The 24,401-nt window shown below is 65.0% G+C and carries 21 protein-coding genes; 5 read left to right on the forward strand and 16 right to left on the reverse strand.

Annotated features, from left to right (window positions below; all coding sequences use genetic code 11):
• Nucleotides 1-236: 236 nt before the first annotated feature.
• On the reverse strand, nucleotides 237-929 hold the full coding sequence (locus HAP40_RS18330) for a phasin family protein (protein ID WP_166816489.1): 693 nt from the start codon (nucleotides 927-929) through the stop codon (nucleotides 237-239).
• A gap of 143 nt (nucleotides 930-1,072) precedes the next feature.
• Entirely contained in the window at nucleotides 1,073-1,246 is a 174-nt protein-coding gene (locus HAP40_RS18335) for a hypothetical protein (protein ID WP_166816488.1), read from the reverse strand.
• A gap of 361 nt (nucleotides 1,247-1,607) precedes the next feature.
• On the opposite strand from HAP40_RS18335, the gene HAP40_RS18340 reads away from it, so the two are divergent.
• Nucleotides 1,608-1,874: a DUF2312 domain-containing protein gene (locus HAP40_RS18340; protein ID WP_025575662.1), complete on the forward strand. Its 267-nt coding sequence runs from the start codon at nucleotides 1,608-1,610 to the stop codon at nucleotides 1,872-1,874.
• Nucleotides 1,875-1,994: 120 nt separating this feature from the next.
• On the opposite strand, the gene HAP40_RS18345 is transcribed toward HAP40_RS18340, so the two are convergent.
• The 3 genes from HAP40_RS18345 to HAP40_RS18355 all read right to left on the reverse strand — a co-directional run bounded on the left by HAP40_RS18345 (nucleotide 1,995) and on the right by HAP40_RS18355 (nucleotide 7,311).
• Entirely contained in the window at nucleotides 1,995-2,510 is a 516-nt protein-coding gene (locus tag HAP40_RS18345; protein ID WP_166816487.1) for a ParB N-terminal domain-containing protein, read from the reverse strand.
• 260 nt (nucleotides 2,511-2,770) lie between these two features.
• Nucleotides 2,771-3,457 carry a hypothetical protein gene (locus HAP40_RS18350; RefSeq protein WP_166816486.1) on the reverse strand — a complete coding sequence of 229 codons (687 nt, stop codon included), beginning with the start codon at nucleotides 3,455-3,457 and terminating at the stop codon, nucleotides 2,771-2,773.
• A gap of 83 nt (nucleotides 3,458-3,540) precedes the next feature.
• Nucleotides 3,541-7,311 (reverse strand): vitamin B12-dependent ribonucleotide reductase, encoded by a 3,771-nt coding sequence (locus tag HAP40_RS18355; RefSeq protein ID WP_166816485.1) that lies wholly within the window; start codon nucleotides 7,309-7,311, stop codon nucleotides 3,541-3,543.
• Nucleotides 7,312-8,081: 770 nt separating this feature from the next.
• Between HAP40_RS18355 and HAP40_RS18360 the strand changes: the two genes are divergently transcribed.
• Complete coding sequence (locus HAP40_RS18360; protein ID WP_166816484.1) at nucleotides 8,082-8,981, forward strand: DMT family transporter; 900 nt, start codon at nucleotides 8,082-8,084, stop codon at nucleotides 8,979-8,981.
• On the opposite strand, the gene HAP40_RS18365 is transcribed toward HAP40_RS18360, so the two are convergent.
• From HAP40_RS18365 to HAP40_RS18375, 3 genes are all read right to left on the reverse strand, one after another.
• Entirely contained in the window at nucleotides 8,978-11,218 is a 2,241-nt protein-coding gene (locus HAP40_RS18365; protein ID WP_166816483.1) for a CHASE3 domain-containing protein, read from the reverse strand. The two genes, HAP40_RS18360 and HAP40_RS18365, sit on opposite strands and share 4 nt — an antisense overlap.
• The gene (locus tag HAP40_RS18370; protein ID WP_166816482.1) at nucleotides 11,215-11,637 is read right to left on the reverse strand and encodes a response regulator; all 423 of its coding nucleotides are present in this window, start codon (nucleotides 11,635-11,637) and stop codon (nucleotides 11,215-11,217) included. The genes HAP40_RS18365 and HAP40_RS18370 overlap by 4 nt, the downstream gene beginning before the upstream one ends.
• Before the next feature lie 208 nt (nucleotides 11,638-11,845).
• A complete protein-coding gene (locus tag HAP40_RS18375) occupies nucleotides 11,846-12,616 on the reverse strand; it encodes a BA14K family protein (protein WP_166816481.1) in 771 nt (256 codons plus the stop codon).
• 241 nt (nucleotides 12,617-12,857) lie between these two features.
• Between HAP40_RS18375 and HAP40_RS18380 the strand changes: the two genes are divergently transcribed.
• Complete coding sequence (locus tag HAP40_RS18380; RefSeq protein WP_166816480.1) at nucleotides 12,858-13,268, forward strand: NADH:ubiquinone oxidoreductase subunit NDUFA12; 411 nt, start codon at nucleotides 12,858-12,860, stop codon at nucleotides 13,266-13,268.
• Between the two features lie 960 nt (nucleotides 13,269-14,228).
• Here the strand turns inward: HAP40_RS18380 and HAP40_RS18385 are convergent.
• A complete protein-coding gene (locus HAP40_RS18385) occupies nucleotides 14,229-14,915 on the reverse strand; it encodes a DJ-1/PfpI family protein (RefSeq protein WP_166816479.1) in 687 nt (228 codons plus the stop codon).
• A 91-nt stretch (nucleotides 14,916-15,006) separates the two neighbouring features.
• On the opposite strand from HAP40_RS18385, the gene HAP40_RS18390 reads away from it, so the two are divergent.
• On the forward strand, nucleotides 15,007-15,945 hold the full coding sequence (locus tag HAP40_RS18390; protein ID WP_166816478.1) for a GlxA family transcriptional regulator: 939 nt from the start codon (nucleotides 15,007-15,009) through the stop codon (nucleotides 15,943-15,945).
• Nucleotides 15,946-16,015: 70 nt separating this feature from the next.
• Here HAP40_RS18390 and HAP40_RS18395 read toward each other — a convergent pair whose 3' ends face one another.
• The 3 genes from HAP40_RS18395 to HAP40_RS18405 all read right to left on the reverse strand — a co-directional run bounded on the left by HAP40_RS18395 (nucleotide 16,016) and on the right by HAP40_RS18405 (nucleotide 19,264).
• Nucleotides 16,016-16,993 (reverse strand): MBL fold metallo-hydrolase, encoded by a 978-nt coding sequence (locus HAP40_RS18395; RefSeq protein WP_166816477.1) that lies wholly within the window; start codon nucleotides 16,991-16,993, stop codon nucleotides 16,016-16,018.
• Between the two features lie 192 nt (nucleotides 16,994-17,185).
• On the reverse strand, nucleotides 17,186-18,199 hold the full coding sequence (locus tag HAP40_RS18400; protein WP_166816476.1) for a Na+-dependent transporter: 1,014 nt from the start codon (nucleotides 18,197-18,199) through the stop codon (nucleotides 17,186-17,188).
• A 117-nt stretch (nucleotides 18,200-18,316) separates the two neighbouring features.
• Nucleotides 18,317-19,264, reverse strand: a complete 948-nt coding sequence (locus HAP40_RS18405) for an alpha/beta hydrolase (protein ID WP_166816475.1) — start codon at nucleotides 19,262-19,264, stop codon at nucleotides 18,317-18,319.
• Between the two features lie 205 nt (nucleotides 19,265-19,469).
• On the opposite strand from HAP40_RS18405, the gene HAP40_RS18410 reads away from it, so the two are divergent.
• Nucleotides 19,470-20,495: a DUF2155 domain-containing protein gene (locus tag HAP40_RS18410; protein WP_166816474.1), complete on the forward strand. Its 1,026-nt coding sequence runs from the start codon at nucleotides 19,470-19,472 to the stop codon at nucleotides 20,493-20,495.
• 9 nt (nucleotides 20,496-20,504) lie between these two features.
• On the opposite strand, the gene aat is transcribed toward HAP40_RS18410, so the two are convergent.
• From aat to HAP40_RS18430, 4 genes are read right to left on the reverse strand one after another with little or no spacing between them, the layout of a single operon-like run.
• Nucleotides 20,505-21,185 carry a leucyl/phenylalanyl-tRNA--protein transferase gene (gene aat, locus HAP40_RS18415; protein ID WP_166816473.1) on the reverse strand — a complete coding sequence of 227 codons (681 nt, stop codon included), beginning with the start codon at nucleotides 21,183-21,185 and terminating at the stop codon, nucleotides 20,505-20,507.
• A 60-nt stretch (nucleotides 21,186-21,245) separates the two neighbouring features.
• Nucleotides 21,246-22,349 carry a sensor histidine kinase gene (locus HAP40_RS18420; protein WP_166816472.1) on the reverse strand — a complete coding sequence of 368 codons (1,104 nt, stop codon included), beginning with the start codon at nucleotides 22,347-22,349 and terminating at the stop codon, nucleotides 21,246-21,248.
• Nucleotides 22,346-22,786, reverse strand: coding sequence for a response regulator (locus tag HAP40_RS18425; RefSeq protein WP_166816471.1), 441 nt, complete (start codon nucleotides 22,784-22,786; stop codon nucleotides 22,346-22,348). Before HAP40_RS18425 ends, HAP40_RS18420 begins: the two co-directional genes overlap by 4 nt.
• Nucleotides 22,783-24,309, reverse strand: coding sequence for a sensor histidine kinase (locus tag HAP40_RS18430; protein ID WP_166816470.1), 1,527 nt, complete (start codon nucleotides 24,307-24,309; stop codon nucleotides 22,783-22,785). The genes HAP40_RS18425 and HAP40_RS18430 overlap by 4 nt, the downstream gene beginning before the upstream one ends.
• Nucleotides 24,310-24,401: the final 92 nt, after the last annotated feature.

A 24,401-nucleotide genomic window follows, 5' to 3' on the forward strand; every position in this document is an offset into this window, starting at 1 on the left:
TCTCGCCGCTGTCTGACACAACGCGTGTGGCGAGGAAAAATTATGGCGGGCTCGGAAGCGGGGCGGAGTGAGGCCGCTAGCGCGCGGGTAGGTTCGGTTAGCTCCGTGGCTGCGCAAAGCGCAGTGAGTAAGAGGCCCGAGCGAAGCCCATCAACGCCGATGCTCGAATGATGGGCTTCGCGAGGGGCCTACCTATGGACATCCGGCGCCTGCGGCGCCGGAACAGGCAACTGCCGCTAGTGACGTGTTGCGCGGATTTCGAGCGTCGTCTGGGTGAGCCTGGCCACGAACCCCTCAAGATGCATGACCCGTTGTCTGGTCAATTGTTCATGCAACGCGGCGATCTTCTGGGATTCGGCGACGAACGATTCGCACGCCTGTTTCGCGTACTCCATCTGAAGCTCAAAGGCCTCGACGGGTGAGCGCGCCGTCGCGAGCTTTCCCAGGAAGGTCCAGGCACGCTCAACCGACGTCCCGATGTAGTCGCCATAGGCATCGGCAATCGCCCGCGTGCTGGCCTGGGAAGGTTCCGCCGCCGCGACCGGCGCGCTTGCAGCGATCTCGACCCCGGAAGCCGCGCCCGGCAAGGCTGCAGCCGAAGGTGCCTGCGCACTGATCGCTGGGCTCGTCTCTTGCCTTGTTTTTTGCTCGGTCTCATGCCTGTTCTGTTGGCTGATCTCTTGGCTGATCCCTTGGCTGACGTCCGCCGAGGCATCCGGCAATTGATGCGCTGCGCCTGCGCGTTTCTCGCTGGCTGCGGTCCGTTGCCCGGCCTTCTTCTTGCCGCCGCGCCGACCTGATTTTCCCGTTGGCTTATTTTCTCCCGCACTCAACATTGCAAATGGCTCCTGAATATCGCTGAAGCCGCGAGCCTCCGTCGCGTTTGCGCTGAAATCGCGCTTGCGGGTTGTCGCTTGCGTGGCGGCCATGTGGTGAGATTTTGCCGGGCATCGGCAAGGCGTAATTCGCAGGTGATGGCCTGGACTACTTCGCGGAGCCTGTCATCGCGCCGCGCTCCGCGCGGGCCCGGTGGCTCGCAATAACGGGCGTCCTGGTCCTCGCGCGTTCGTCGTCACCGGAACAGGGCGACATAGATCACGTACAGCCAGCCCAAGATGCCGTGGATGATCGCCCACAGGATCGAATGATTGTTGGTGTAGGAGATTGCGATGGCGAGTGCGGAGCCAAAACCCACGCCGTATTTCGCACCCTCGACCCGAACCCCGTAGTAGCGATTGCCGTTCATGGCGGTCCTTCCCGCGGGCCACGCTTGCTCATCATGCCTTATAAAGCTCTTCCGGCAATTGTGAAATGACACACAGACGGCAGCGCTCGGGTCTGCGCCTCGCTGGCGTTTCAACTTGTCGCCCCGCGGACGTTTCATGCCGCGCAGCGGTTTCGCGCGCGCTGGGTTGCCAGAAGAGACGCAAGACAAGCTGCGAGGCAAGCACGCCGCAACCCGACTATTCCGCTTTAGATCGCAACCGGTGTGCGAGCTTGAGCCCATGGAGCAAGACCTCGCGGACCGAACGCGCGCGGCTGCGAGGTTAACACATTGGTCATGTCTTTGCGGTCATTTTCACGACCTCAGTCAGCAAAGAGGCACCATGTCCGACATCACCATTCCCGGCGGCAAGATCCGTTCCTTCGTCGAGCGGATCGAGAACCTCGACAGCGAAATGCAGGAGTTGAGCGAACAGAAGAAGGAAGTCTTCGCGGAAGCCAAGGGCGAGGGCTTCGACGTGAAGATCCTCAAGGAAATCATCAAGCTGCGCAAGGAAGACAAGAACGAGCGCGACGAGCGCGAAAGCCTGCTCGACCTCTACATGCGCGCGATGGAGACGGCCTCGCCGGAACAGGCGAAGGCGGCGTGAGACGATCGCGACAATGCAAAGGAGCGATAGCCGCGGCGTGCGGCTATCGCTCCCGCAAGACGATGACGAGTTGATCGACTTTGTGATGCGTTTGGTTCGATCTCGCTGCAATCCCGGCCATCAATAGCGGCCGCCGCTGCCCTTTTGCTGCGTGATCCAGGCCGACAATGATTTCGGCGCCGCTTTCGCAGTCCGGCCCGGTGATGCCTTCGAATTGTCGCGGGCGCCTTTCGCCAGACGGGTGCGCGGCGCTTCCGTTGCGCCAGCGCCCCTCAAGGCAGCCGTCGATGCTTCTGCGGCTTCTTTCTCAAGTCGCAACTGTTTCAATCGCGCCATCTTGAGGCGCTCTGCCTCGACTTCGGGTCGTTCGGACAACAGCGGCTTGTGTTGAGCAAGTTCGGCCGCGACCAGCACACCGACAATGGTTGTCTCGCCGAGCGCCTTGCAGGCCTCTAACCGATGCAGTCCCTCGACCAGAACCAGGCGGTCTCCGTCGAGCCGAACGGAAATGGGCTCCTGTTGTCCGATCTCCATAATACTTTCCGCGACCTCCGCGACGGTCTCGGGCTTGATGGCTTTCTTCTGCTTCGTGGGAACGAAGATCTTCTCGATCGGGAGGCTTTCCGGTTTGGGCATAACTCAACTCCGCTTCTACCGGGCCCGTCGGAACCCATGCCGGTGGTGATTGGAGTTTAGGAGGGAAGGGGGCGACCGCAAAGGGAATTTCGGCAGCAGGATATTGAGGAGCATCGAAGTCGGAACCAAGATGCGATTACGGCAATGCACTAAACGCCCACCAAATGCGAACCGAAGCCGCAGATCGGCAGGACGGAGCGAGCGAATTTAGTGCGCTGTCACCGCAATCTGTAGTTTCATCTTCCTGTCGATTGCAAACCTCAAAGGTCTTCGGGATGGGTATACGACCACTTCTCGAACTTTAACTTCCCATCTTCCCAAAACCTGTAGAGACAGGCTTCCCAGAGCACAAAAACGCGTTTGAATCTGGTCTTGGCGGGCGCTGTGTGATCGCGAAGAATGGGCAAGCCCTCTTCCACGAAGGCACCGTAGCAACCGAGGTTAACGTAGATCGCCAAGTTAATCTCTGGTGAGTAGTTCTTTTCCAGCTTCTTCGCGACCACTCGATCAATCGCTGCTGGAATTGCCTCAAATCGCTCACGCCAGCTCTCGACCGGATCCGGCCGAGGAATCAGGTCATCCGGTTCGTCGCCACGCCGCCGACCGTCCATGTCTGCCTCGGTGGCTTCGAATTGCTCAATCCTTTCGTCAGTCTGAATCTCGAAATCGGGGCGGTCAGACGAGATCAGTCGAACCAGGTCGGACGACAGCGCAGATGCGAGCCGGCTCGCAATCCAGGCGTCACGTAAGAAGGCGAGGCCGCCTTGGCCGAAAAATATCTTTCGGGGAATGGTTTGAGTTATCTGATCGATACGAGCGCGGAATACGTCCGGCTGAGTCCATTCCGAAAGGTCGTTTTTCCAAGCGTTGAGAGTGTCTTTAGGAACACGAGTGAGAGGTGAGATCTCCCTTCTCTCCGAGATTGCAAGCTGGACGCTGTTGCTCAAGTGCACTGGCCCCGCGTTAAGAAAAAGGCCGCTCAACGGAGCGGCCTTCCCACGTCATCGCTAGTTTAGTCGGTTCTAGATAGTCACGAACACCCCGTCGTGCTGCCGCAAGTATCGCACTTCATACAGGTCCCATTCCGCACCAACGTGAAGTTGCCGCACTCCGAGCACATCTCGCCCTCGTAGCCCTTGGCCTTGGCTTCCGCGCGGCGCTCGGCCTTGGTGGGGGCGGCGGTTGCGGCGCTGCCGGCCTTGCTCCACTGGAGCTGCTCGAGCTTCTCCGTGGGGGAGAGGTCGTGGCTGGCTTCCTGCTTCAGGGCGACGGCGCCTTCGATGGCATCGCCGGCGCGGGCACTCGTGCCGTGCGCGGCGAGGGCCGTGACCTTGCTGCCGCCTGATGGCGCGCCGTCGTTGCCTTGCGAGACCGCGGCCGAGCCGCCGCGCATCACGACGAGGTTGTCCGTGCGCGAGCGGGTGAGGCCGCGCGAGACCAGCCTGGTCGCGTGGTGGCCGCCGTCCTCGTCCGGCTCCCTGCCTTCCTCGACGCCCTTGCCGAGCGCGTCGAAGCCGGTCTCGTTGGGATCGACATGGGCGAGGTCGAAGCGCGACATGTAGCTCACCGCCAGCTCGCGGAAGACGTAGTCGAGGATCGAGGTCGCGTACTTGATGCTGTCGTTGCCCTGCACGGGGCCCGCCGGCTCGAAGCGGGTGAAGGTGAAGGCGTCGACATATTCGTCCAGCGGCACGCCGTATTGCAGGCCCAGCGACACCGCGATGGCGAAGTTGTTGATGAAGGAGCGGAGCGCCGCGCCTTCTTTGTGCATGTCGATGAAGATCTCGCCGAGACGGCCGTCGTCGTATTCGCCGGTCCGGAGATAGACCTTGTGGCCGCCGACGACCGCCTTCTGGGTGTAGCCCTTGCGGCGATCCGGCATCTTCTCGCGCTCGCGCATCACGATGATGCGCTCGACCAGCTTCTCGACGATCTTCTCCGAGACCTGGGCGGTGCGCGCCGCCATCGGCTTCTCGTAGAGATGGTCGACCGCGTCGTCCTCGTCCTCATCGTCGCTGATGAGCTGCGAGTTGAGCGGCTGGGAGAGCTTGGAGCCGTCGCGATAGAGCGCGTTGGCCTTCAGGGCAAGCTTCCACGACAGCATGTAGGCGGACTTGCAGTCCTCCACCGTGGCGTCGTTCGGCATGTTGATGGTCTTGGAGATCGCGCCCGAGATGAAGGGCTGCGCCGCCGCCATCATGCGGATGTGGCTCTCGACCGACAGATAGCGCTTGCCGATCTTGCCGCAGGGATTGGCGCAGTCGAACACCGGATAGTGCTCGGCCTTGAGGTGCGGGGCACCTTCCACCGTCATCGCGCCGCAGATGTGGACGTTGGCCGCCTCGATCTCGCGCCGGGTGAAGCCGACGGCCTGGAGCAGGTCGAAGCCGGGGGCCGCGATCGCCTCGGCGCCGATGCCGAGCTGGTCGCGGATGAAGTCCTCGCCGAAGGTCCACTTGTTGAAGGCGAACTTGATGTCGAAGGCGGTCGGCAGGGCCTTCTCGACCTTGGCGATCGCTTCATCGGTGAAGCCCTTGGCCTTGAGGGTCGAGGCGTTGATGCCGGGCGCGTTGGAGAGCGAGCCGTGGCCGACGGCATAGGCCTCGATCTCCGCGATCTCGCTCTCGCGATAGCCGAGCGCGCGCAGCGCCGCGGGGACCGCGCGGTTGATGATCTTGAAGTAGCCGCCGCCGGCGAGCTTCTTGAACTTCACCAGCGCGAAGTCGGGCTCGATGCCGGTGGTGTCGCAATCCATGACGAGGCCGATCGTGCCGGTCGGCGCGATCACCGTTGTCTGGGCGTTGCGATAGCCGTGCTGCTCGCCGAGCTCGAGTGCCGCATCCCAGGCTGCCTGCGCGTGGCTGACGAGGTCTCCTTGCGGGCACGACACGAGGTCCATCGGCACCGGGTTGACGGAGAGCGCCTCGTAACCGGAGGTCTCGCCATGCGCGGCGCGGCGGTGGTTGCGGATGACGCGCAGCATGTGCGCGGCGTTCTTCTTGTAGCCGGGGAAGGTGCCGAGCTCGGCCGCGATCTCGGCCGAGGTCTTGTAGGTGATGCCGGTCATCACTGATGTCAGCGCGCCGCAGAGCGCGCGGCCTTCCTTGCTGTCATAGGGCAGGCCCATGGTCATCAGCAGGCCGCCGATATTGGCGTAGCCGAGGCCGAGCGTGCGGAATTCGTAGGAGAGCTCGGCGATCGCCTTGGACGGGAACTGCGCCATCATCACGGAGATTTCGAGCACGAGGGTCCAGAGCCGGCAGAGATGCTCATAGCCTTCGACGTCGAACAGCTTGGTCGTGGTATTGTAGAACGTCAGCAAATTGGCGGAGGCGAGATTGCACGCCGTGTCGTCCAGGAACATGTATTCCGAGCACGGATTGGACGCGCGGATGTCGCCGGACGCCTTGCAGGTGTGCCAGTCGTTCATCGTGGTGTTGAAGTGCAGGCCCGGGTCGGCCGAGGCCCAGGCGGCGTAGCCGATCTTTTCCCAGAGGTCGCGCGCCTTCAGCGTCTTCGTCACCTTCTTGGAGGTGCGGGCGTTCAGGTTCCAGTCGCCGTCCGTTTCGACCGCACGGAGGAAGTCGTCCTTCAGCGAGACCGAGTTGTTGGAGTTCTGCCCGGAGACCGTGAGATAGGCTTCGCTATCCCAATCGGTGTCGTAGGTGTCGAACTGGATGTCCTTGTAGCCCTGCTTGGCGAACTGAATGACGCGCTTGATGTAGTTGTCGGGCACGAGCGAGCGGCGCGCGAGCTTGATCTCGCGGCGGAGCGCCGGGTTCTTCTCGGGGTCGAAGCAGTCGTCGCCCGAGCCTTCGCAGTTGACGCAGGCCTTCAGCACCAGCTTGAGGTGCTTCTGGTTGATCTTGGAGCCCGTGACGAGGGCGGCGACCTTCTGCTCCTCCTTCACCTTCCAGTCGATATAGGTCTCGATGTCGGGGTGATCGACGTCGACGACGACCATCTTGGCCGCGCGGCGCGTGGTGCCGCCCGACTTGATGGCGCCCGCCGCGCGGTCGCCGATCTTGAGGAAGCTCATCAGGCCGGACGAGCGGCCGCCGCCGGAGAGTTTTTCACCCTCGCCGCGCAGGCGCGAAAAATTGGAGCCGGTGCCCGAGCCGTATTTGAACAGGCGGGCTTCGCGGACCCAGAGGTCCATGATGCCGCCTTCGTTGACGAGGTCGTCGCCGACGCCCTGGATGAAGCAGGCATGCGGCTGCGGGTGCTCATAGGCCGACTTGGACTTGGTCAGCTTGCCGGTGAAGGGGTCGACATAATAGTGGCCCTGGCCGGGGCCGTCGATGCCGTAGGCCCAGTGCAGGCCGGTGTTGAACCATTGCGGCGAGTTCGGCGCGACCATCTGCATGGCGAGCATGTAGCGAAGCTCGTCGTAGAAGGTCTGGGCGTCCTCGTCGGTGGAGAAGTATTTGCCCTTCCAGCCCCAATAGGTCCAGCAGCCGGCGAGGCGGTCGAACACCTGCTTGGCTGAGAGCTCGCTGACATAGCGCTCCTTCTCGGGCAGGAGGCTAAGCGCCTCGGTGTCGGGCACGGAGCGCCACAGGAAGGAGGGGACGGATTCCTCCTCGACCTTCTTCAGACGCGCGGCGACGCCGGCCTTGCGGAAATATTTCTGGGCGAGCACGTCCGAGGCGACCTGCGACCACTCGGTCGGGACCTCGACGCCGTCCATTTTGAACACGACCGAGCCGTCGGGATTGCGAATCTCCGACGTGGTCAGGCGGAAATCGATTCCCGCGTAAGGTGACTGTCCTGAAGTGGTGTGGCGCCGCTCAATCCGCATGGTCTTGCCCCGTCCTTTAATCTTTTGACCGAACCGCCTCCGTTCAGGCGTCCGGCCGACATTTCGTTTGGCGAACCCTTGAAGGGCCTCGTGGCCCCAGAGGTTTCGCGGTTCTGGCCGGTGGATCCGGCTCACTTTCTCCCGGCGAAGGCCCGGTGCGAGCACCTTGCATCCGCCGGCACGTCCAGACCCGTCCGCCCCCAAGGGGATGGGTCCGACATGCGTTCAACGCCCCACAACATCACAACTTCTACCGGTGCCATGCGAGCCTGTTGCCGGCCCGTTCTGGCGCCCGAAAAGTCCGCTTCTCCGAGGGCAGACAAGCCCTCATCCCGCAGCCTTTGGCCGGCTGGCGGAGCTGAGATTTGCGAGACCCTTCGGGGGAGTGCCGGCGGGACGCAAACTCACTCGCGCCGAACGGACCGAAAGCTAGGACTCTCCGTTGCGCCCGTCAAGAACTAGTGCGAGTTCCTGAATCAAATACTAAATATGGTGGATTGCGGGGGATAACAGGGGTCTAGGCCGCGCCTGTTGTGGAGCCAAGTATCAGTGAGTCCTCACGGATTCCCAACCGAAAAAATTTGCATCCCGTGACGATGCGGAGGCTTCATCCCGCTGTTCACAGGGCAGGTATATTTTTGAACCATGGGATTGCGCCAGCGGGACTCACGTAGCCCTACGGAAGGTGAGGGCAGGCATGCCCGTCGGGGTGGTGGTTTGAGCGGCGAATCCGCGCCAAGCTGGTCGTAAGATTTTGCCGGATTGCCCTCATGCTTGATTCGACCCGCCGGGATGCGCGATCGCGCATCGCCCCGGCCGGCCTGATGTTCCTCGCGATCACCTCGATCGGCTGGGGCTTCAACTGGCCGGTGACCAAATTCCTACTCGCCGAGCTGCCACCACTGACCTTGCGCGGCGTGACCGGCGTGCTCGGAGCGGTGCTGCTGGCGCTGCTTGCGGTCGTGCGCCGGCAGAGCCTGAAGGTCGATCCGGCGATCTGGCCGCGCCTCCTCACCGCCGCCGTGCTCAACGTCACCGGCTGGATGGTGCTGATGGGCCTGGCGCTGCTCTGGCTGCCGGCGAGCGAGGCGGCGCTGATCGCCTACACCATGCCGGTCTGGGCCTCCATCATCGCCTGGCCGGTGCTGGGCGAGCGGCCGACGGTGCTGCGGACGATCGCGCTGGTGATGGCCTTTGCGGGCCTTGCCTCGATCATGGGCGGCAACGGCATTGCCGCCAGCGTCGAGAAGGCGCCCGGCATCATCATGGCGCTGTGCGGCGCCTTCGGCTTTGCGGTCGGCACGGTGTTCTCGAAGAGGTACCCGATCCATCTGCCGCCGATCACGGCCGCGGCCTGGCAGATCGGAATCGGCTGCCTGCCGATCTCGGTCATCGGCCTGCTGGTCGAGACCACGCATCTCTCGAACGTGACGCCGCTCGGCTGGTGGCTCCTGGTCTATTCGACGGTGGTGCAGTTCTGCATCGCCTATGTCAGCTGGTTCGCCGCATTGGCGCGCCTGCCGGCCTCGGTCGCGGCGATCGGTACCATGGCGGTGCCCGTGATCGGCGTGGTGGCGTCGGCGATCGCGCTGCATGAGCCGCTGGGGCCGGGCCAGATCTCGGCGCTGATCTTCACGCTGGCCGCGGTGGTGCTGGCGACGCGCGGTTAGGTGCCCAGCGCCTTCCTGATCATCTCGGCGAGCTGGTTTCTCCGGTAGGGCTTCGTCAGCAGCATCACGCCGTCGTCGAGCTTGCCGTGATGGACGATGGCATTGTCGGTGTAGCCGGAGGTGTAGAGCACCCTCACACCGGGCCGGCGCCTTGCCACCTCTTCGGCGAGTTCGCGTCCGCTCATGCCGCCGGGAATGACGACGTCGGTGAAGAGCAGATCGAACTTCTGGCCGCCATTGATCAACTCCAGCGCGCTTCGGCCATCGGGCGCGGCCACCGTCTTGTAGCCGAGGCTCTGCAGCTGCGCGGTGACGAAGTTGCGCACCAGCGGGTCGTCCTCGACCACGAAAATGGTCTCGGCGCCGCCCTCGGCCTGCGGCACGACCGCAGCGGCCATGTCTGCCGTGCCTTCGCCCGGCGGCAGATAGAGCTTGATCGTGGTGCCGTGGCCTTCCTCGCTGTAGATCTTGATGTGGCCGCCGGACTGCTTGACGAAGCCGTACACCATGGACAGGCCGAGGCCCGAACCCTTGCCGACCTCCTTGGTGGTGAAGAACGGCTCGAACGCCTTCTGCTGGACCTCGGCCGGCATGCCGGAGCCGGTGTCGCTGACGGCAAGCATCACGTAAGGGCCGGGCCGGACGTCCGGATTGTTCTGCGCATACGCCTCGTCGAGCACGACGCGGTGGGCCTCGAACAGCAGCTTGCCGCCGTTCGGCATGGCGTCGCGGGCGTTGATCGCCATGTTGAGCACGGCATTGGTGAGCCGGGACGGGTCGATATGCGACGTCATCGGCCCCTGTTCCAGCGCGGTCTCGATCTGGATCTGCTCGCCGAGGGTGGGGCGCAGGAGCTTTGCGATGTCCGCGACCGCGCCGCTGATCTCGACATTGCGCGGCTGGAGCGGCTGGCGGCGCGCAAAGGCGAGCAGATGCTGGATCAGCTCGGCGCAACGCTCGGCGGCATCGTCGATCAGGCGCGCGGTGCGCTGGAGCTCGGGTTGGCCCTTCAGGCTCTCCACCAGCGTCTCGGTGTTGCCGGAGATCACGGTCAGCATGTTGTTGAAGTCGTGCGCGACGCCGCCGGTCAGCTTGCCGATGGCATCCAGCTTCTGCGACTGGTACAGCTGCCGCTCGGTCTCCCGCGAGGTGGTTGCGTCGTGATAGACCAGAACCGCGCCGGAAATGTTGCCGTGGCCGTCTCGCATCGGCCGGCCGCTGATCATGAGATGGCGTGCAGGATCGCTGCCGTGCGGGCGGACGATCATCTCCAGCTCTTCGAACTGCTCGCCGCGCAGCACTCGCGTCGACGGCAGCTCGTCGGACTTCAGCGGCGTGACGCCGTCGCCGTGATAGACATCGGACAACGCGCGCAGATTGCGCAAATTCATCCCGGCGCGATGCAGCAACATGCGCTCGGCGGCTGGATTTGACAGAAGGACGGTGCCCTCAGCATCGATGACCAGCACCGCCTCCGCCATGCTGTGGAACGTGCTTTGCAGCACGTTGATCGAGAGGCGCAGCTCGTCATGCGCGTTGACCAGATGCTCGGTGCGCTCGGCCACCGCCGCCGCCAGCGCTTCCTTGGCGGCCGTGGTCTCCATCAGCGTGCTCTTCAGCGCGACTTCGGTGCGCCGGCTTTCGCGCATCACCATCACGACCAGCAGCAGGATCACCAATGCGCCCGCAACATCGATGCCAAGCAGCACGATGCCGGTGCGGCGCGAATCCTGGGAGCGGGCGGTGAGAAGGCGTTCTTCCTCGGAGCTCAACTGGTCGAGGTTGCCCATCACCCTGTCCATCAGGCCGCGGCCTTCGCCCTTGCCGTTGAGCGCGGCGATGCCGGCTTGGTCGTTCTCGGCGCGCATGCGCATGGCGTCGGCGGCAATCTCGATCCGGCGCAACGCCAGCGGCTCGGTGCCCTCCATCAGCGCGACCTGATCGGGAATGTCGCGCACGCCCCGCTTGAGATCGGCCAGCGCCGGCGCGATCTGGGCGCGCACCGCCTGGAACTCGTCGTAGAAGCCCTGGCTGCGATAGAGCTCATAGCCCCGCGCGGCGCTCTCGGCGCGACGCATCAGCACGCGCAGGTCGGAGATCTTCTTCTGGACCTGGACGGTGTGGTTGACCCAGGCAGCATCGGACCGCGACTTGACGTCGAGAGCGATCGAGGCCGCAGTGATGATCAGGAGGATGGCAAGTCCAGCACCGAGAATGACGCGCTGCGTTGGGATCAAGGGGCTTCTTTCTTGTCCTTCGGCTGCGCGCTCTCGTCCACACCAGTGATGCATTCCCGGATCGTGGTCAGCAGCGTGTCCGGCGTGAACGGCTTGCGCAGGCAGCGGCTCGCGCCGAGCTCAAGCGCCATGCGGAGAAAGTCGGGAGAGGGCGAGGCGGACGAGGCGAAGGCGTAGCCGGACATCGCGATCAGCGGTGTGGCAGGCGCGCGCTCGTGAAAGATGCGGATGGATTCGAAGCCGCGCATGTGGGGCATGAAGATGTCGACCAGCATCACGTCGAAAATCTGTGTTTCGAGCGCGGCCAATCCTGTTTCTCCGCCGTCGGTCAGCGTGACGTCGAAGCCCTGACGTTGGAGGAGGACCTCGATGGTCGCGCCGACCATCGGATCGTCATCAACCACGAGAATACGCGGCATGACTCTTCCCAGCAATCGAAGTCCCCACAGACCGGTGATACAGGTGAATCGCGCACCGGGTCAATTTTGGATTGGGTCAATGTAGATATGCACGGCGCAGTGCATAGGGACTGTTGGCTCAATTTGGAGACGTTTTCGTAAGGCTGGTACGCGCGAAAAAGGCGCCGCATTGCTGCGACGCCTTTGCTTCGATCGATCTTCGACCGGCTTACGGACAGGGATGACGCTGGCCGTCGTAGCCGAGATAGGTGCCCGAGGCCGGGTCGTACGACTTGTAGCGCTGCGCGCAATAGGCTGCGGAGTCGCCGCCGCTGTCAGGCACCACCGCTACTGACGGCTCATCATAGTAGCTATCGCCGTAGTAGTAGGGGTCGTCATAATAGCCATAGCCCCCGCCGTAATAGGCGTAGGAGCCCAGGCCGCCGATCGCGGCACCCGCTGCGAAACCCGGCCAGAAGCCGCCGCGACGATGATGCCAGCGGCGGCCGTCCCAGTTGCCTCTGCCCTGCCAGTTGCCTCTGCCCTGCCAGTTGCCTGCGGTTGCGACGTTGCGGGGCCCGCTGAAGGACGGCGAAAGGGCGGGACGGGCGATCGCTGCGCCGGTTACAAGGCTGCCGCTGCTTGGACGGACCGCGGTGCCGGCTGGGAAAGCGCCGGCGCTTGGACGGACCGCGGCGCCGGCTGCGAAAGCGCCGCCGCCCGGACGCATCGCAGGGCCGGCCGCGAAACCGCCACCGCCCGGACGAACCGCTGCGCCGCCTCCTTGGAACGCGGCGCCGCCGCCACCCATCCGTGCTCCGCCACCGAAGCCGCCGCCGCCCATGCGGGCGCCGCCTCCGCCGAAGTGAGCACCACCACCGCCGCCTCCGACATGGGCGCCGCCGCCCAGGGCAGGACGATTCTGAGCAAAGCTCGGGCTCGCCAGCGGAAGAACCAGCGCCACGGCCGCGGCGGCACTCAAAAACTTCAGATTGTTCATGATCAAACTCCTTTTCCCGGATGCCAACCCTGTGAAAAGGCGCTGGTTCCTGGATCACGCCGGTTTGCGTGCGTTCAGGGAAAGTCCCACCTGACCGCTGTATCCAGCATGAATGGATCGCGCCGGTTTTGCGGCAGCATGCGTTCCAGAGCCGCATTTGCGGAGGGCGGCCGTCCCCGCCGAACTGGACATTTCGGCGCCCGGATGGCATCAGGACCCGACGAAGCAGGGCCCTTGCCGCATGAAACAATTCTTCCTCAAGTTCTTCACCTGGTGGAACGGCCAGACGTTTGGCACGCAACTCTGGACCAAACGGTACGGGGAACTGGTCGGTCAGGACGAGCAGGGCAATCTCTATTATCGCACCCGAGGCGGGGCGATCGATCCGACGCTCGGCTTCGAGCGGCGTTGGGTGGTCTATAACGGCTATGCCGAGGCGAGCCGCATCCCGCCGTCCTGGCACGGCTGGATCCACCACGTCGTCGACGTGCCGCCGACCGAGGCCAATTACCAGCCGCGCGAGTGGGAAAAGCCGCACCAGCCCAATCTCACCGGCACGGCGAACGCCTACCGTCCTTCCGGCTCGACGCTCGCCAGCGGACGGCGCCCGAAGGCGACCGGCGACTACCAGCCCTGGACCCCCGCCAACTAAGCATCTGCCAAGCCCGCGAATCGTCGTCGCGCCATTCGATGCACGCGCATCCGTCTCACACCGCTGTGGACAACGGGAACAGCGGGGATGGCGTCTGCCCGGGCGTTGCGCTCACGCAAGCGTTGCGGCTCAATGGTCCCATCTTACGGAGATGGGAGACCATCGCGTTCGGTTCGGGCAACAGTTCGCGACTGTCCCGAGATGCAGCGGCCGCCGAGAAAGGACTCGATCGGGAGATAGGCCCCCGGTCTGGAAGGTCCGAAATCGCCCGATGGAATGTGCAGCCGCCGTAGGACAGGAAAGGCCGCTTGGGAAACCGAGCGGCCTTTTTCTTTGGCGGGGCCGAATGCCTTGCGCCCCGGACGCGGCGCAGCGCTTCTTCAGCGGTGCGCTGCAGAGCCGGGGCCCATGTTGCAGCGGAGCGTGTAGCTTCCCGCGTCCCGGCTCTGCGCCGCATCGCTACGCGCCGCAGCGCGTTCGGGACACGAGCGAACCGGCGCTGCCTCGTTCTCCGTCATTGCGAGCGTAGCGAAGCAATCCAGAAATACATCCGCGGAAAGATGCTGGATTGCTTCGTCGCAAGAGCTCCTCGCAATGACGATGTCGATGCAGGTGTACGCTAAAGATTTAGGGGCTGCGCCCCGGACGCGGCGCAGCGCTTCTTCAGCGGTGCGCTGCAGAGCCGGGGCCCATGTTGCAGCGGAGCGTGTAGCTTCCCGCGTCCCGGCTCTGCGCCGCATCGCTCGCGCTGCGGCGCGTCCGGGACGCGAGCGAACGGCGCTGCATCGTTCTTCGTCATTGCGGGTGTAGCGAAGCAATCTAGAAATACATCCGCGAAAAGATGCTGGATTGCTTCGTCGCAAGGCCTCCTCGCCATGACGATGTCGATGCAGCTTGCGCCAAATTCAGTCTTGGGCCGTAGCGCTACACGTTGCGCCGCATGCGGGACGAGAGCGGGGCCTACATCACCTTTTCTGCCGCACGCTTGACCGCCTCGAGCCGCCGGGCATGGTTTTGCGCGCCGCGCTCTCTGAGCAGGGCCAGCACCTCGGCCGGCGCGGTGTCCGGCGAGCCTGAATTGAACGGCGGGGCGGGATTGTATTCCATCTGGAGCTGGATCGCTTCGGCCGTGGGGCGGTCGACCAGGATCGAGACCAGCGTCAGCGCGAAGTCGATGCCGGCGGTCACGCCGCCGCCGGTGATACGGTTACGGTCGACGCAGACGCGTGTCTTGGTCGGCATCGCGCCGAACTGGGCGAGCATCTCCATCGCGCTCCAATGGGTGGCGGCGCGGTAGCCCTTCAACAGGCCGGCAGCGCCGAGCGCCAGCGACCCCGTGCAGACCGACGTGACGTACTGCGCGCCCTCGGCCTGCCGGCGCAGGAAATCGAGCACCTCGTCGTCGTTGAGCAGGTCGTTGGTGCCGTGACCGCCGGGCACGCAGATCACGTCGAGCTGCGGGCAATCCGCGAAGGTCGTGGTCGGCGTCAGCGTCATCACGGAATCGCTCGGCACCGGCTCGATCCGCTTCCAGATCAGGTGCAGCTTCGCCCCCGGAAGCATGGCGAACACCTGCAAGGGGCCCGTGAAGTCGAGCTGGGTGACGCGCGGAAACACCAGGAATCCGATCTGCCGCGGTGACGGCATGGGGGCCTCCGATAATGAGCTTGACGGATGCAGGATGGCATGGTGCCCTCCTGGCCGAAATGGCGTAAATCCCTCACTTTCGGACAAGGCGATGATCGGCATCCTGATCTTCCCGGACTTTCAATTGCTCGACGCGGCGGGCCCGATCTCGGCATTCGAGGTCGCCGCGCGCTGTACCGGCAAGGCGCCTGCCATTCGCGTGCTGGCGGCGAGGGCGGGACTCGTGCGCAGCTCGTCGGGCGTCGAGATGATGGCGCGTGATTTCAGGTCGGCGAATGCGCTCACGACGCTGGTCGTGGCCGGCGGTGCGGGCGTGGCGGATGCCGCGCGCTGCGAGGTCACGCGCGCTTTCGTGCAGCGGCTGGCAAAGCGCGGCGTGCGGGTCGCGAGCGTCTGCTCGGGCGCCTATGTGCTGGCCGAGGCGGGCCTGCTCGACGGGCGCCGCGCCACCACCCATTGGGGCCGGACGCGCGATTTCGTCGCGCGCTATCCGAAGGTGAAGTTCGAGCCGGACCAGATTTTCACTCGCGACGGCAATGTCTGGACCTCGGCGGGCATCACGGCGGGCATCGATCTCGCGCTTGCGATGGTCACCGAGGACCATGGCGAGGAGATTGCGCGACAGACGGCAAGGCACCTCGTGCTCTATCACCGCCGCAGCGGCGGCCAGTCGCAATTCTCCTCGCTGCTGGAGCTGAAGACGCCGACCGGGCGGTTCGGCGCGCTGTTGTCCTGGGCGCGCGAAAATCTCGATGCGCCGCTGACGGTCGAGGACCTCGCCGATCGCGCCGGCATGAGCGCACGGCATTTTGCCCGCGCCTTTGCCGCCGAGACCGGCACGACGCCGTCGAAGGCGATCGAGCGGTTGCGGCTCGAAGCGGCACGCGAGCGCGTGCAGTCCTCGCGCGAGGCGATCGAGCTCGTCGCGGAAACGACAGGCTTCGGCGACCCCGAGCGAATGCGCCGCGCCTTCATCCGCGCCTTCGGCCAGCCGCCGCAGGCACTCCGTCGCGCGGCGCGGGCGGGTTAGGGCGTGTCACGCTGCGTGCTTGCGGAAAAGCGTTGCCGCCGCAGGCCCGTCCGGTCTGCGGCGGTTGATCTCAGACGCCCTTGTAAACGAGCCGGACGAAGAACTCCGGCGTGATGACAAACTGACCCCATTTTGCGTCGAAGGCGGCGGTCGGCTTGGCTGCGATCGCTTCGTCGATCGAACGTCCCTGGCTCTTGAGTTTCGCCACGTTGTCGCGAATGGTGACCAGCATATCGCGGTAAGACGACAGGTCTTCCCGGTTGCTCACCGGCGCGCCATGCCCCGGAATGACGATGGTCCGCTGCGTTGCAGCGGCCAAATTCGCTTCCGTCGCCTTGATCATGCCCCCGATGCTTCCACCGGTCGAATAGTCGATGAACGGATAGATCCCGTTCCAGTAGGTGTCGCCGACATGAACAATATCGGCCTCGCTGAAATTGACCGAGATGTCGCAGTCGGTGTGTGCCGGTCCATAGTACTTGAGCTGGATGGTCGATCCATTCAGCTTCAATGTCTTGTCCGTGTCAAAAGTATCGGTCGGAACGGCGGCAAGCGCTGAGGGCGTAAAAGTGAAATCCCAGTCTTCGACCCGCTGTGCGGACATCAGATGCTTGGAGGTGTTCTCGTGCGCTGTGATCTCGGCACCCTCCGCGTTCAGCCACGCATTGCCGTCGGCATGGTCGAAGTGCCAATGCGTGTTGATCACATGCGTGATCGGATCGCGGCTGAGACTGTTCGCCGCCTCCAATATACGTGGCCGCGATGCCGTGATGCCGGCGTCGACGAACACTTTGCCGTCGCGTCCGGTCAGCACCGCGATATTGCCGCCGGAGCCCTCGAGGATGCTGACATTGCTTCGGAGCTTGTGAACCTTGATCTTCGTCTTGGCCGCCTCGTCACGGATCAGGTCGACGATGCTGCGCGCCTTGGCGTAGGCGGTTGCGGGGGTGAGCCATCCGCCCGTTGCCGCGAAACCGGCGGCGGTGATGCAGCAGAGGCAGAAACCACGACGCGAGAGCACGGGCTCATGATTGGCTGACAGGGCCATGATCCTTCCTCCATTTGGAGCAGCGCGGTTGCACCGTCGCAGCTATGCTTCGCGATGGAATATTCGTGGCGGCCGAGGCCGTGAATGCCTCAGCGGATCAGCTTCGTGCCCAAGCGGATCATTTGCGCGATTGCTGAGAGGAAGCCGCGGCAAGCAGAGAACGCCTGTCGCCGGGCGGCCTTTGTCCCGGACTTATGAACGCACGCCCTCGGTCCTGCTGCTTGCAGCCGCCGCGCCGGCGCCCGCCGTCAGCCGCCGTGCGATCGGCATCAGCATGTACGGCGCGAGATGAATCGGAAATTGCGTCATCGCGAAATAGAGCCAGGTGGTGGGCGGCAATACGCCGGCGGTCGCGGCCAGCATCAGGCCGAGATTGCGCTGTGACACCATCAGCCCGAGCGCCAGCGCGCGCTCGGTACCGATGCGGCGGAACAGCAGCGTGGTGACCGCGAGCAGGGTGAAGTAGATCGCGAAGGACAGAGCTGCGAGGCTGATGGTGAACAGCGGCTGCGCGAGGAGGTCGCTCACGACATCGCCCATGATCGCGGCAGCGAACATGAAGAGGATGATGATGTTGAGGCCGTCGATCGGCTTCTTGTGATGCTGGATCGCCTCCGCGCCGAAGATCCATCTGATGGCGGTCGCGGCCAGCAGCGAGGCTGCGAGGATGCCGAGCAGTTTCAGGCCCAGCGTCAGCGGCGTGATGCTCAGCATGTCGCCGAGGAAGATGCCCGCGAACAGCGAGGCCGTGAAGGGCACCAGTGCGGTCGAGGTCACCAGCGTGATGAGCACGATGGTGGCATCGAGACCCATCAGCGCGGCCAGGGCAGGGGAGGCCATCATCGGTGACGCCATGCTCTGGAGCATCAGTGCGAGCGAAAGCGCGGGCGCGCGCGCCGTGAGCCCGGATGCGTGAGCGATCAACCCGACGACCAGCGGCACCCCGATGGTGGTCCAGACCGTGGCAGTTGCAACCAGCGCCGGTCGACGCAGATGACTGTAGAGGGCGGCCAGATCGACCCGCATGAAGGAGATACAAAGCAGGCAGAGGATGGCCTCGGTGAGATAGGGACGCAGCAATGCGCCGAGCGGTGGCACCGCGGCCGCGATGAACACGATGGCCGCGACCCCGCGCGTGCCCTGGCTGCCGAGCCAGGTCAGGGCGCGCAGCGGGAGGGCGACGATGGTTTGAAGAACGGCAAGCATGTTTTTCGGTGTCGATACGTAGCCCGGATGAGCGCAGCGATATCCGGGACAGGTCTTTCAGTGAGGTGAGAGCGGACCCACATGCCGCTGTCGCTCATGCGGGTGACGCGACTGCCGTCAGCCCAATCCCTTCAGCCACGCGCCGATCTCGCCGACGGCGATATTGGCCTGCTGCAACAGCCGGCCCATCGTGAAGAAGCCGTGAAACTGGCCGGGATAGTGTCTGGCGGTGACGGGCACACCGGCCTGCTTGAGCCGCTCGGCATATTCGTCACCCTCGTCGCGCAGGGGATCGGCGCCGGCCGTCAGCACATAGGTCGGCGGCAGCCCGACGAGGCTTTGTGCGCGCGCCGGCGAGGCGTGCCAGTCGTGGATGTCTGCGGCGCCATTGAGATAATGGTCGCGGAACCAGCGGATCACCGAATGGGTCAGCAGCACGCTGGTCTCGGGCTCGCTGTGGGAGCCGTGCGTCATGGCGAAATCGGTCGCCGGATAGATCAACACCTGGCCGGCGATGGCGGGGCCGCCAGCGTCGCGCGCGGCAAGCGCCACGACCGCGGCGAGATTGCCGCCGGCGCTGTCGCCGCCGATCGAGAGACGTGAGGCGTCGATGCCGAGCTCGCGTGCGTTCGCGGCGACCCATTTGGTCGCGGCGAGGGCGTCGTCGGTTGCGGCGGGAAACTTGTGCTCTGGCGCGAGACGGTAGTCGACCGAGATCACGATCAGCGCGCCGTCGACTGCGAGCTGGCGGCACACGACGTCGTGGGAATCGAGATCGCCGATCACCCAGCCGCCGCCGTGGAAGAACACCAGCGCCGGCGACAGGCCGTCGTGCCGGCGCGGCGCCTTGGGAACGTAGAGGCGGGCGGGGATCGTGCCGTGCGGCGCCGGGATGGCGAGCGCTGCGACGCGGGCGAGCTCCGGCGCCTCGGGATTGGTGGCAAAACGTGCCTGCAAATAATAGGCGCGCGCCTCCGGTGCGGTCAGGGTCTCGTAGGCGGGCCGGCCGGCCTCCTGGAAGGCCTTGTAGACGGCAGCGGCATCGGGATCGAGCACAACGGGCATGGAGGGCGGCCTCTGGATTGTCCGGTCATGGTGGGAACATCGTCTGGGGGCGAGGTCTGGTTCAGCCCCGCGGAGGGTCTTTGCGACTATCCCATCCGGGGCCCGGTCTGGCCAGCGGGCGCCGGGAAGGGCAGGGATGCCGCCCTTCCCCCGCCGTATTCGGCGTGTTAACCGGAGGCCTGCGAGCGGCGGTATCCCTTGTAGAATGTCCAACGAGCCCGATTCGCTGTTGAAGCCGCGCGAGATGTTCAAAACCTTTTCCCTGACAGGCCTTGCGGCATTGCTGGCCGCCACCGCGCTGACGGTTGCGACGCCGGCACAGGCGCAGATCGGCACGATCTTTTCCGATCCGCCGCCGCTGCGGCCGCCCGGCAACATTCCGCGCGGCCAGCCGCAACCGCAGCAGATTCCGGACGACGACGAAGAGGTGCCGGAGCTGCCGCCGCAGGGCCGCGTGCTGCCGTCGCGCCCGATGCCGCCGCCTCCGGGCCGCCAGGGTAACGTGATGCCGGGGCCGGTCGAGAGCCAGCCCTTGGCACCGCCGCCGGGCTCGACCGTCGCGCCGCCGAGCCAGCCGCCCTCCGCGGCGATCGCCCCGCCGGGTCCGCAAGGCGCGCCCGGTCAGCGCCAGCCCCAGCAGAAGGGCGCGCCGGGCACGGTGCCGCAGGCGCCAGCGAGCCTGCAGCCGGGCGACGAGGTCGTGACCGAGCCGCCGGCCCAGAAGATCGTGAACAAGAAGGCGACCTTCTCCGGGCTCGACAAGATCACCGGACGCATCATCAATTTCGACGAGGAGATCGGCGAGACCGTCCAGTTCGGCGCGCTCAGGGTCAAGACCGACGCCTGTTACACGCGGCCGGCGACGGAGGCCACCAACACCGATGCCTTCGTCGAGGTCGACGAGATCACCCTGCAGGGCGAGGTGAAGCGCATCTTCTCGGGCTGGATGTATGCCGCGAGCCCCGGCCTGCACGGCGTCGAGCATCCGATCTACGACATCTGGCTCACCGACTGCAAAGAGCCGCAGCAGACCATTGCGACCGCAGCGCCGGACCCCGCAGCCAAGCCGCCCGCGCCGCCGCCTACGCAGAAGAAGGCCGCGCCCCGGCAGGCCACGCAGCAGCGTCCGCCGCAGCCCTTGCCGCCACCGCCGCAGCAGCAACCGGCACCGCCACCTCCGCCGCCACAGCAGCAGCCGGGCCTGTTCAATTTCCCGGGCTTCAGCCGATAATCTGAATGGTCATGGCCGCGAGGCGATGATCTCGAGGGCGCGCGCGCCCGGGATCGCTTCGCCGGTGGAGAGCCGCAGGAAATCGCCGGGCTCGCCAGCCAGCGCCTTGTCGAGCAGCGCGGTGTAGCGCCGCCGCGAGATCTCGACCGCGCCAAAACTCCTCAAATGCTCGGTGACATATTGCGTGTCGAGCAGCTCGAAGCCGCCATGGATGAGCCGTGCGACCAGGTGCACCAGCGCGACCTTCGAGGCATCGCGCGCGGTGTGGAACATGCTCTCGCCGAAGAAGGCGCGCCCCAGGCTGACGCCGTAGAGTCCGCCGACCAGATCGTCGCCCTGCCAGGCCTCGACGCTGTGGCAATGGCCGAGATCGAAGAGGCCGCCATAGAGGTCGCGGATGCGCTTGTTGATCCAGGTGTCCTCGCGCCCTTCCTGCGGCGCGGCACAGCCGGCGATCGTCGCCTTGAACGCGGTGTTGACGGTGACGCGGAAGGTATCCGAGCGCACGGTGCGTGCGAGCCGCGAGGACACGCGAAAGCCGTCCAGCGGGATGACGCCGCGCAGCTCCGGCTCGACCCAGAACAGGGTCGGATCGTCGGCACTTTCCGCCATCGGAAAGATGCCGCAGGCATAGGCGCGCAGCAGCACGGCAGGCGTGATTTCAGACGAGGCAGAGTCGCGCGAATTCATGACCTGCGACAATAGCAGGATCGCAAGGCGGTTGCGATGGGTGGTGCGGGGGAGTCGATTTCAGCCCGCGGCCGCGTGGTTGCTCTTGCCGGGCGCCGGGGGCACGCGCTGGAACTTCAGCACGATCCGGGTTCCGTTATGGGCGGGATCGCGCTCCACGGAGGCGTCGAGCTTGGAGGCCATCGCGGCGACGATGCGCTGGCCCATGCCGGTGGAGCGCGGATCGGCCTTGACGTTGTCGCCGACGCCGTCGTCGGTGATCGACAGCAGCAGATCGTCGCCCCGCGAGATCAGCTCGACATGGATCGGGCCGGCACCATCGGGATAGGCATATTTCACCGCGTTCATCACCAGCTCGTTGACGATGATGCCGACCGCGACCGCACGGTCCGGATCGATCTCGATCGGCTCGGCCTTCAGCGTCAGGCGCGACATCCGGTTGCCTTCGGCCGAGCGGCGGAGATCCTCGAGCAGGGAATCCAGATACTGGTTCAGCACCACGCTCTTCAGGTCCTGCGAGGTATAGAGGCGGCGGTGCACCTGCGCGACCGCGGCGACGCGGCCCATCGCGTTGGTCAGCGCCGCCTTGACCTCGTCCTGCGCGGCCGAGCTCGCCTGAAGGTGCAGCAGCGAGGCGATGATCTGGAGCGAATTGCCGACGCGGTGGTTGACCTCGCGCAGCAGCAGCTCGCGCTCGGCGGCAAGCGCCGCGTAGCGATCGCGCGAGGCGTGGACCTCGGCTTCGGCCTCCTCGCGCGCCCTCTGCAATTCGGACTGCCGCAGCGCGCCTTCGGCGGCGACGTGGAGCAGGGGAATGAAATCGCCCTGGACGTCCTTGACCAGATAATCGGCCGCTCCCGCCTTCAGCGCAGTGACGGCGATGCTGGAATCCTGCGACGCCGTGACGAACACGACCGGCGGCGCGTCCGGGATCGCCATGATCTGCTCGAGCGTCTCGAGCCCGTCGAGGCCCGGCATGTACTGGTCGAGCGCCACGACGTCGATGCCGCCCTCGGCGCCTGCGCGGCGGATGCGCTCCAGGCCTTCCTCGCCGCTCGCGGCATGAATGACCCTGTAGCCGCGCCGCGTCAGGCCGCGGTCGACCAGCCGCGCCAGCGCGCTGTCATCGTCGATATAGAGCAGTGTTGGCGTGCGCTGGTTCATGAGGCGGCGGGCGGGACCTGGATGACCGAGAAGAACAGGCCGAGCTGCCGGATGGCATTGGCGAAATTCTCGTAGTTGACGGGCTTGGTGATGTAGACGTTGCAGCCGAGCTCGTAGCAGCGCTTGATTTCCTGGGAATCGTCGGTGGTGGTCAGCACCACCACGGGCGAGGCCTTCAGATATTTGTTCTCCTTGATCTGCTTCAGGATGTCGATCCCGGTCATGTCCGGGAGATTGAGGTCGAGCAGGATCAGGAGCGCATTGCCCTTCTGCACGAGCCCGGAGCCGTCGGCACCGAACAGGTGCATCATCGCGTCCGTGCCGTTCTTGAAGGAGACGATCTCGTTGTTGACGCCGGACCTTCGGATGTTGCGCTCGATCAGGCGGGCGTGGCCCTCGTCGTCCTCGATCATGATGATGGTGACAGGCTGGGTCATCGATCTCTATTCCGGTTGCTCTCGTTCCAGGCGATCGGCAGCGTGATGGTGAAGGTGCTGCCCGCGTTCAGTTCCGATGATACCGACATGGTGCCGCCGAGGCGACGCACAAGTGCACGCACATGGGCAAGGCCGATGCCCTGGCCGGGCTTGTCCTGGGTTCCCGCGCGGCGGAACAGGTCGAATATCCGCTGGTGATCCTTCGGATCGATGCCACGGCCATTGTCGCTGATCTCGAAGATGGCATAGCCGAGCTTGGTGCGCCCGCGAATTCTGATCTCGCCGGGCACGCCGCTCTTGAGGTACTTGATCGCGTTGTCGATCAAATTGGAGAATATCTGCTCGAGGGCGAGGCGGTCGCTCACGAGGTTCGGCAGCGGTTCGACATGGATCTCGGCCTGCGCCTCGGCCGCCTGGTGCGCCAGCGTCGAGACGATGGCCTCGATCAGCTCGCGCGTGTCGACCTTCACCGGCTGGAATTCGCGGCGGCCCTCGCGGGTGAGGTTGAGAATGGCCGAGATCAGCCGGTCCATCTTGGCGATCGACGTCTTGATGAAGCCGAGCGCTTCGGAGAAATCGTCCGAGAGCTGCTTGTCGGCGCCCTCGAGCGCGACCTCGCCGGGCCCTGCGGGCGCCAGCGGCGGCCCGTTCGCAGGGACGGGGGCAAGGCCGCCGATCCGGCGGAAGATGTCGCCGCGGAGCTCCTCGAGTTCGCTGGTGAAGCCCATGATGTTGACGAGCGGCGAGCGCAGATCGTGGCTGACGATATAGGCAAAGCGCTGGATTTCGTCGTTGGCTTCGCGCAGATCCGCCGTGCGCTCATCGACGACGGATTCGAGGTTGGCGTAGGCCTCGCGCAGGCGCGCCTCGGCCTCGTCGCGGGCGCGCGCCGAGCGCCGCACCAGCCAGATCGAGATCAGCGCCAGCACCACGACGAGGCCGGACCCGATGCCGGTCATCGAGGCGGCGAGCGTCTGGCTGCGGTCGGAGTTGGCCGTGCGGAGGCGGAACAGACGTTCCTCCTCCTGGATCATCGCATTCGCGACGGTGGTGATCCTCGTCGTGGTGTCCTGAGCCGCGGCCTCGCGAACCAGCACCATGGCCCTGTCCGGCTGGCCTTGCTGGATGAAGGTCATTTCCTGCGCGAACTGGCCGAGGCGGATTTCGATGGCCGCGCTCAGCTTCTCGACGTTCGCGCGTTGCCCCGGATTGTCGGCGCTCAGGCGCGTGAGCTTGTCGAGGGCGGGGATGATGGCGGCCACGGCCTTTTCATGGTCGGCTTTGAAGTTGTCCCCCTGGGTCAGAAGGTAGCCGCGGGCGCCGCTCTCTGCGCGCCGGATCTCCAGCAGCAGGGCGTGGATCTGGTTTTCCACCTCGATGGTATGGACCACCCATTTGCTGTCCTGCCGCGCCTCGTTGACGAGATAGACGGAACCAGCGCTGATCACGGTCAGCACCAACAGGCCCGCCGAGACCAGCAGGATCTGCCAAAATGTACGCCGTCGATGGGCTTCAGCCGTCACGACGGTTCGCCTGTGTGGTTTCCGTGAAAGTTCAAAACGCCCCCTTGGAACTGGCCCCAACCGTCCAGAACGCGATTGGGTCCAAAGGGTTC

Origin of the sequence: Bradyrhizobium sp. 1(2017), assembly GCF_011602485.2 — a bacterium.
In the GTDB taxonomy this organism is placed as follows: Bacteria; Pseudomonadota; Alphaproteobacteria; order Rhizobiales; family Xanthobacteraceae; genus Bradyrhizobium.

Bases quoted from the DNA above. Each gene is read 5' to 3' on its own strand.
- HAP40_RS18360 (WP_166816484.1), top strand. From the start codon at position 8,082: ATGCTTGATTCGACCCGCCGGGATGCGCGATCGCGCATCGCCCCGGCC.
- HAP40_RS18390 (WP_166816478.1), top strand. From the start codon at position 15,007: ATGATCGGCATCCTGATCTTCCCGGACTTTCAATTGCTCGACGCGGCG.
- HAP40_RS18425 (WP_166816471.1), bottom strand. From the start codon at position 22,786: ATGACCCAGCCTGTCACCATCATCATGATCGAGGACGACGAGGGCCAC.
- HAP40_RS18405 (WP_166816475.1), bottom strand. From the start codon at position 19,264: ATGCCCGTTGTGCTCGATCCCGATGCCGCTGCCGTCTACAAGGCCTTC.
- HAP40_RS18400 (WP_166816476.1), bottom strand. From the start codon at position 18,199: ATGCTTGCCGTTCTTCAAACCATCGTCGCCCTCCCGCTGCGCGCCCTG.
- aat (WP_166816473.1), bottom strand. From the start codon at position 21,185: ATGAATTCGCGCGACTCTGCCTCGTCTGAAATCACGCCTGCCGTGCTG.
- HAP40_RS18330 (WP_166816489.1), bottom strand. From the start codon at position 929: ATGGCCGCCACGCAAGCGACAACCCGCAAGCGCGATTTCAGCGCAAAC.
- HAP40_RS18375 (WP_166816481.1), bottom strand. From the start codon at position 12,616: ATGAACAATCTGAAGTTTTTGAGTGCCGCCGCGGCCGTGGCGCTGGTT.
- HAP40_RS18395 (WP_166816477.1), bottom strand. From the start codon at position 16,993: ATGGCCCTGTCAGCCAATCATGAGCCCGTGCTCTCGCGTCGTGGTTTC.
- HAP40_RS18420 (WP_166816472.1), bottom strand. From the start codon at position 22,349: ATGAACCAGCGCACGCCAACACTGCTCTATATCGACGATGACAGCGCG.
- HAP40_RS18340 (WP_025575662.1), top strand. From the start codon at position 1,608: ATGTCCGACATCACCATTCCCGGCGGCAAGATCCGTTCCTTCGTCGAG.
- HAP40_RS18410 (WP_166816474.1), top strand. From the start codon at position 19,470: ATGTCCAACGAGCCCGATTCGCTGTTGAAGCCGCGCGAGATGTTCAAA.
- HAP40_RS18335 (WP_166816488.1), bottom strand. From the start codon at position 1,246: ATGAACGGCAATCGCTACTACGGGGTTCGGGTCGAGGGTGCGAAATAC.
- HAP40_RS18380 (WP_166816480.1), top strand. From the start codon at position 12,858: ATGAAACAATTCTTCCTCAAGTTCTTCACCTGGTGGAACGGCCAGACG.
- HAP40_RS18370 (WP_166816482.1), bottom strand. From the start codon at position 11,637: ATGCCGCGTATTCTCGTGGTTGATGACGATCCGATGGTCGGCGCGACC.
- HAP40_RS18345 (WP_166816487.1), bottom strand. From the start codon at position 2,510: ATGCCCAAACCGGAAAGCCTCCCGATCGAGAAGATCTTCGTTCCCACG.
- HAP40_RS18385 (WP_166816479.1), bottom strand. From the start codon at position 14,915: ATGCCGTCACCGCGGCAGATCGGATTCCTGGTGTTTCCGCGCGTCACC.
- HAP40_RS18355 (WP_166816485.1), bottom strand. From the start codon at position 7,311: ATGCGGATTGAGCGGCGCCACACCACTTCAGGACAGTCACCTTACGCG.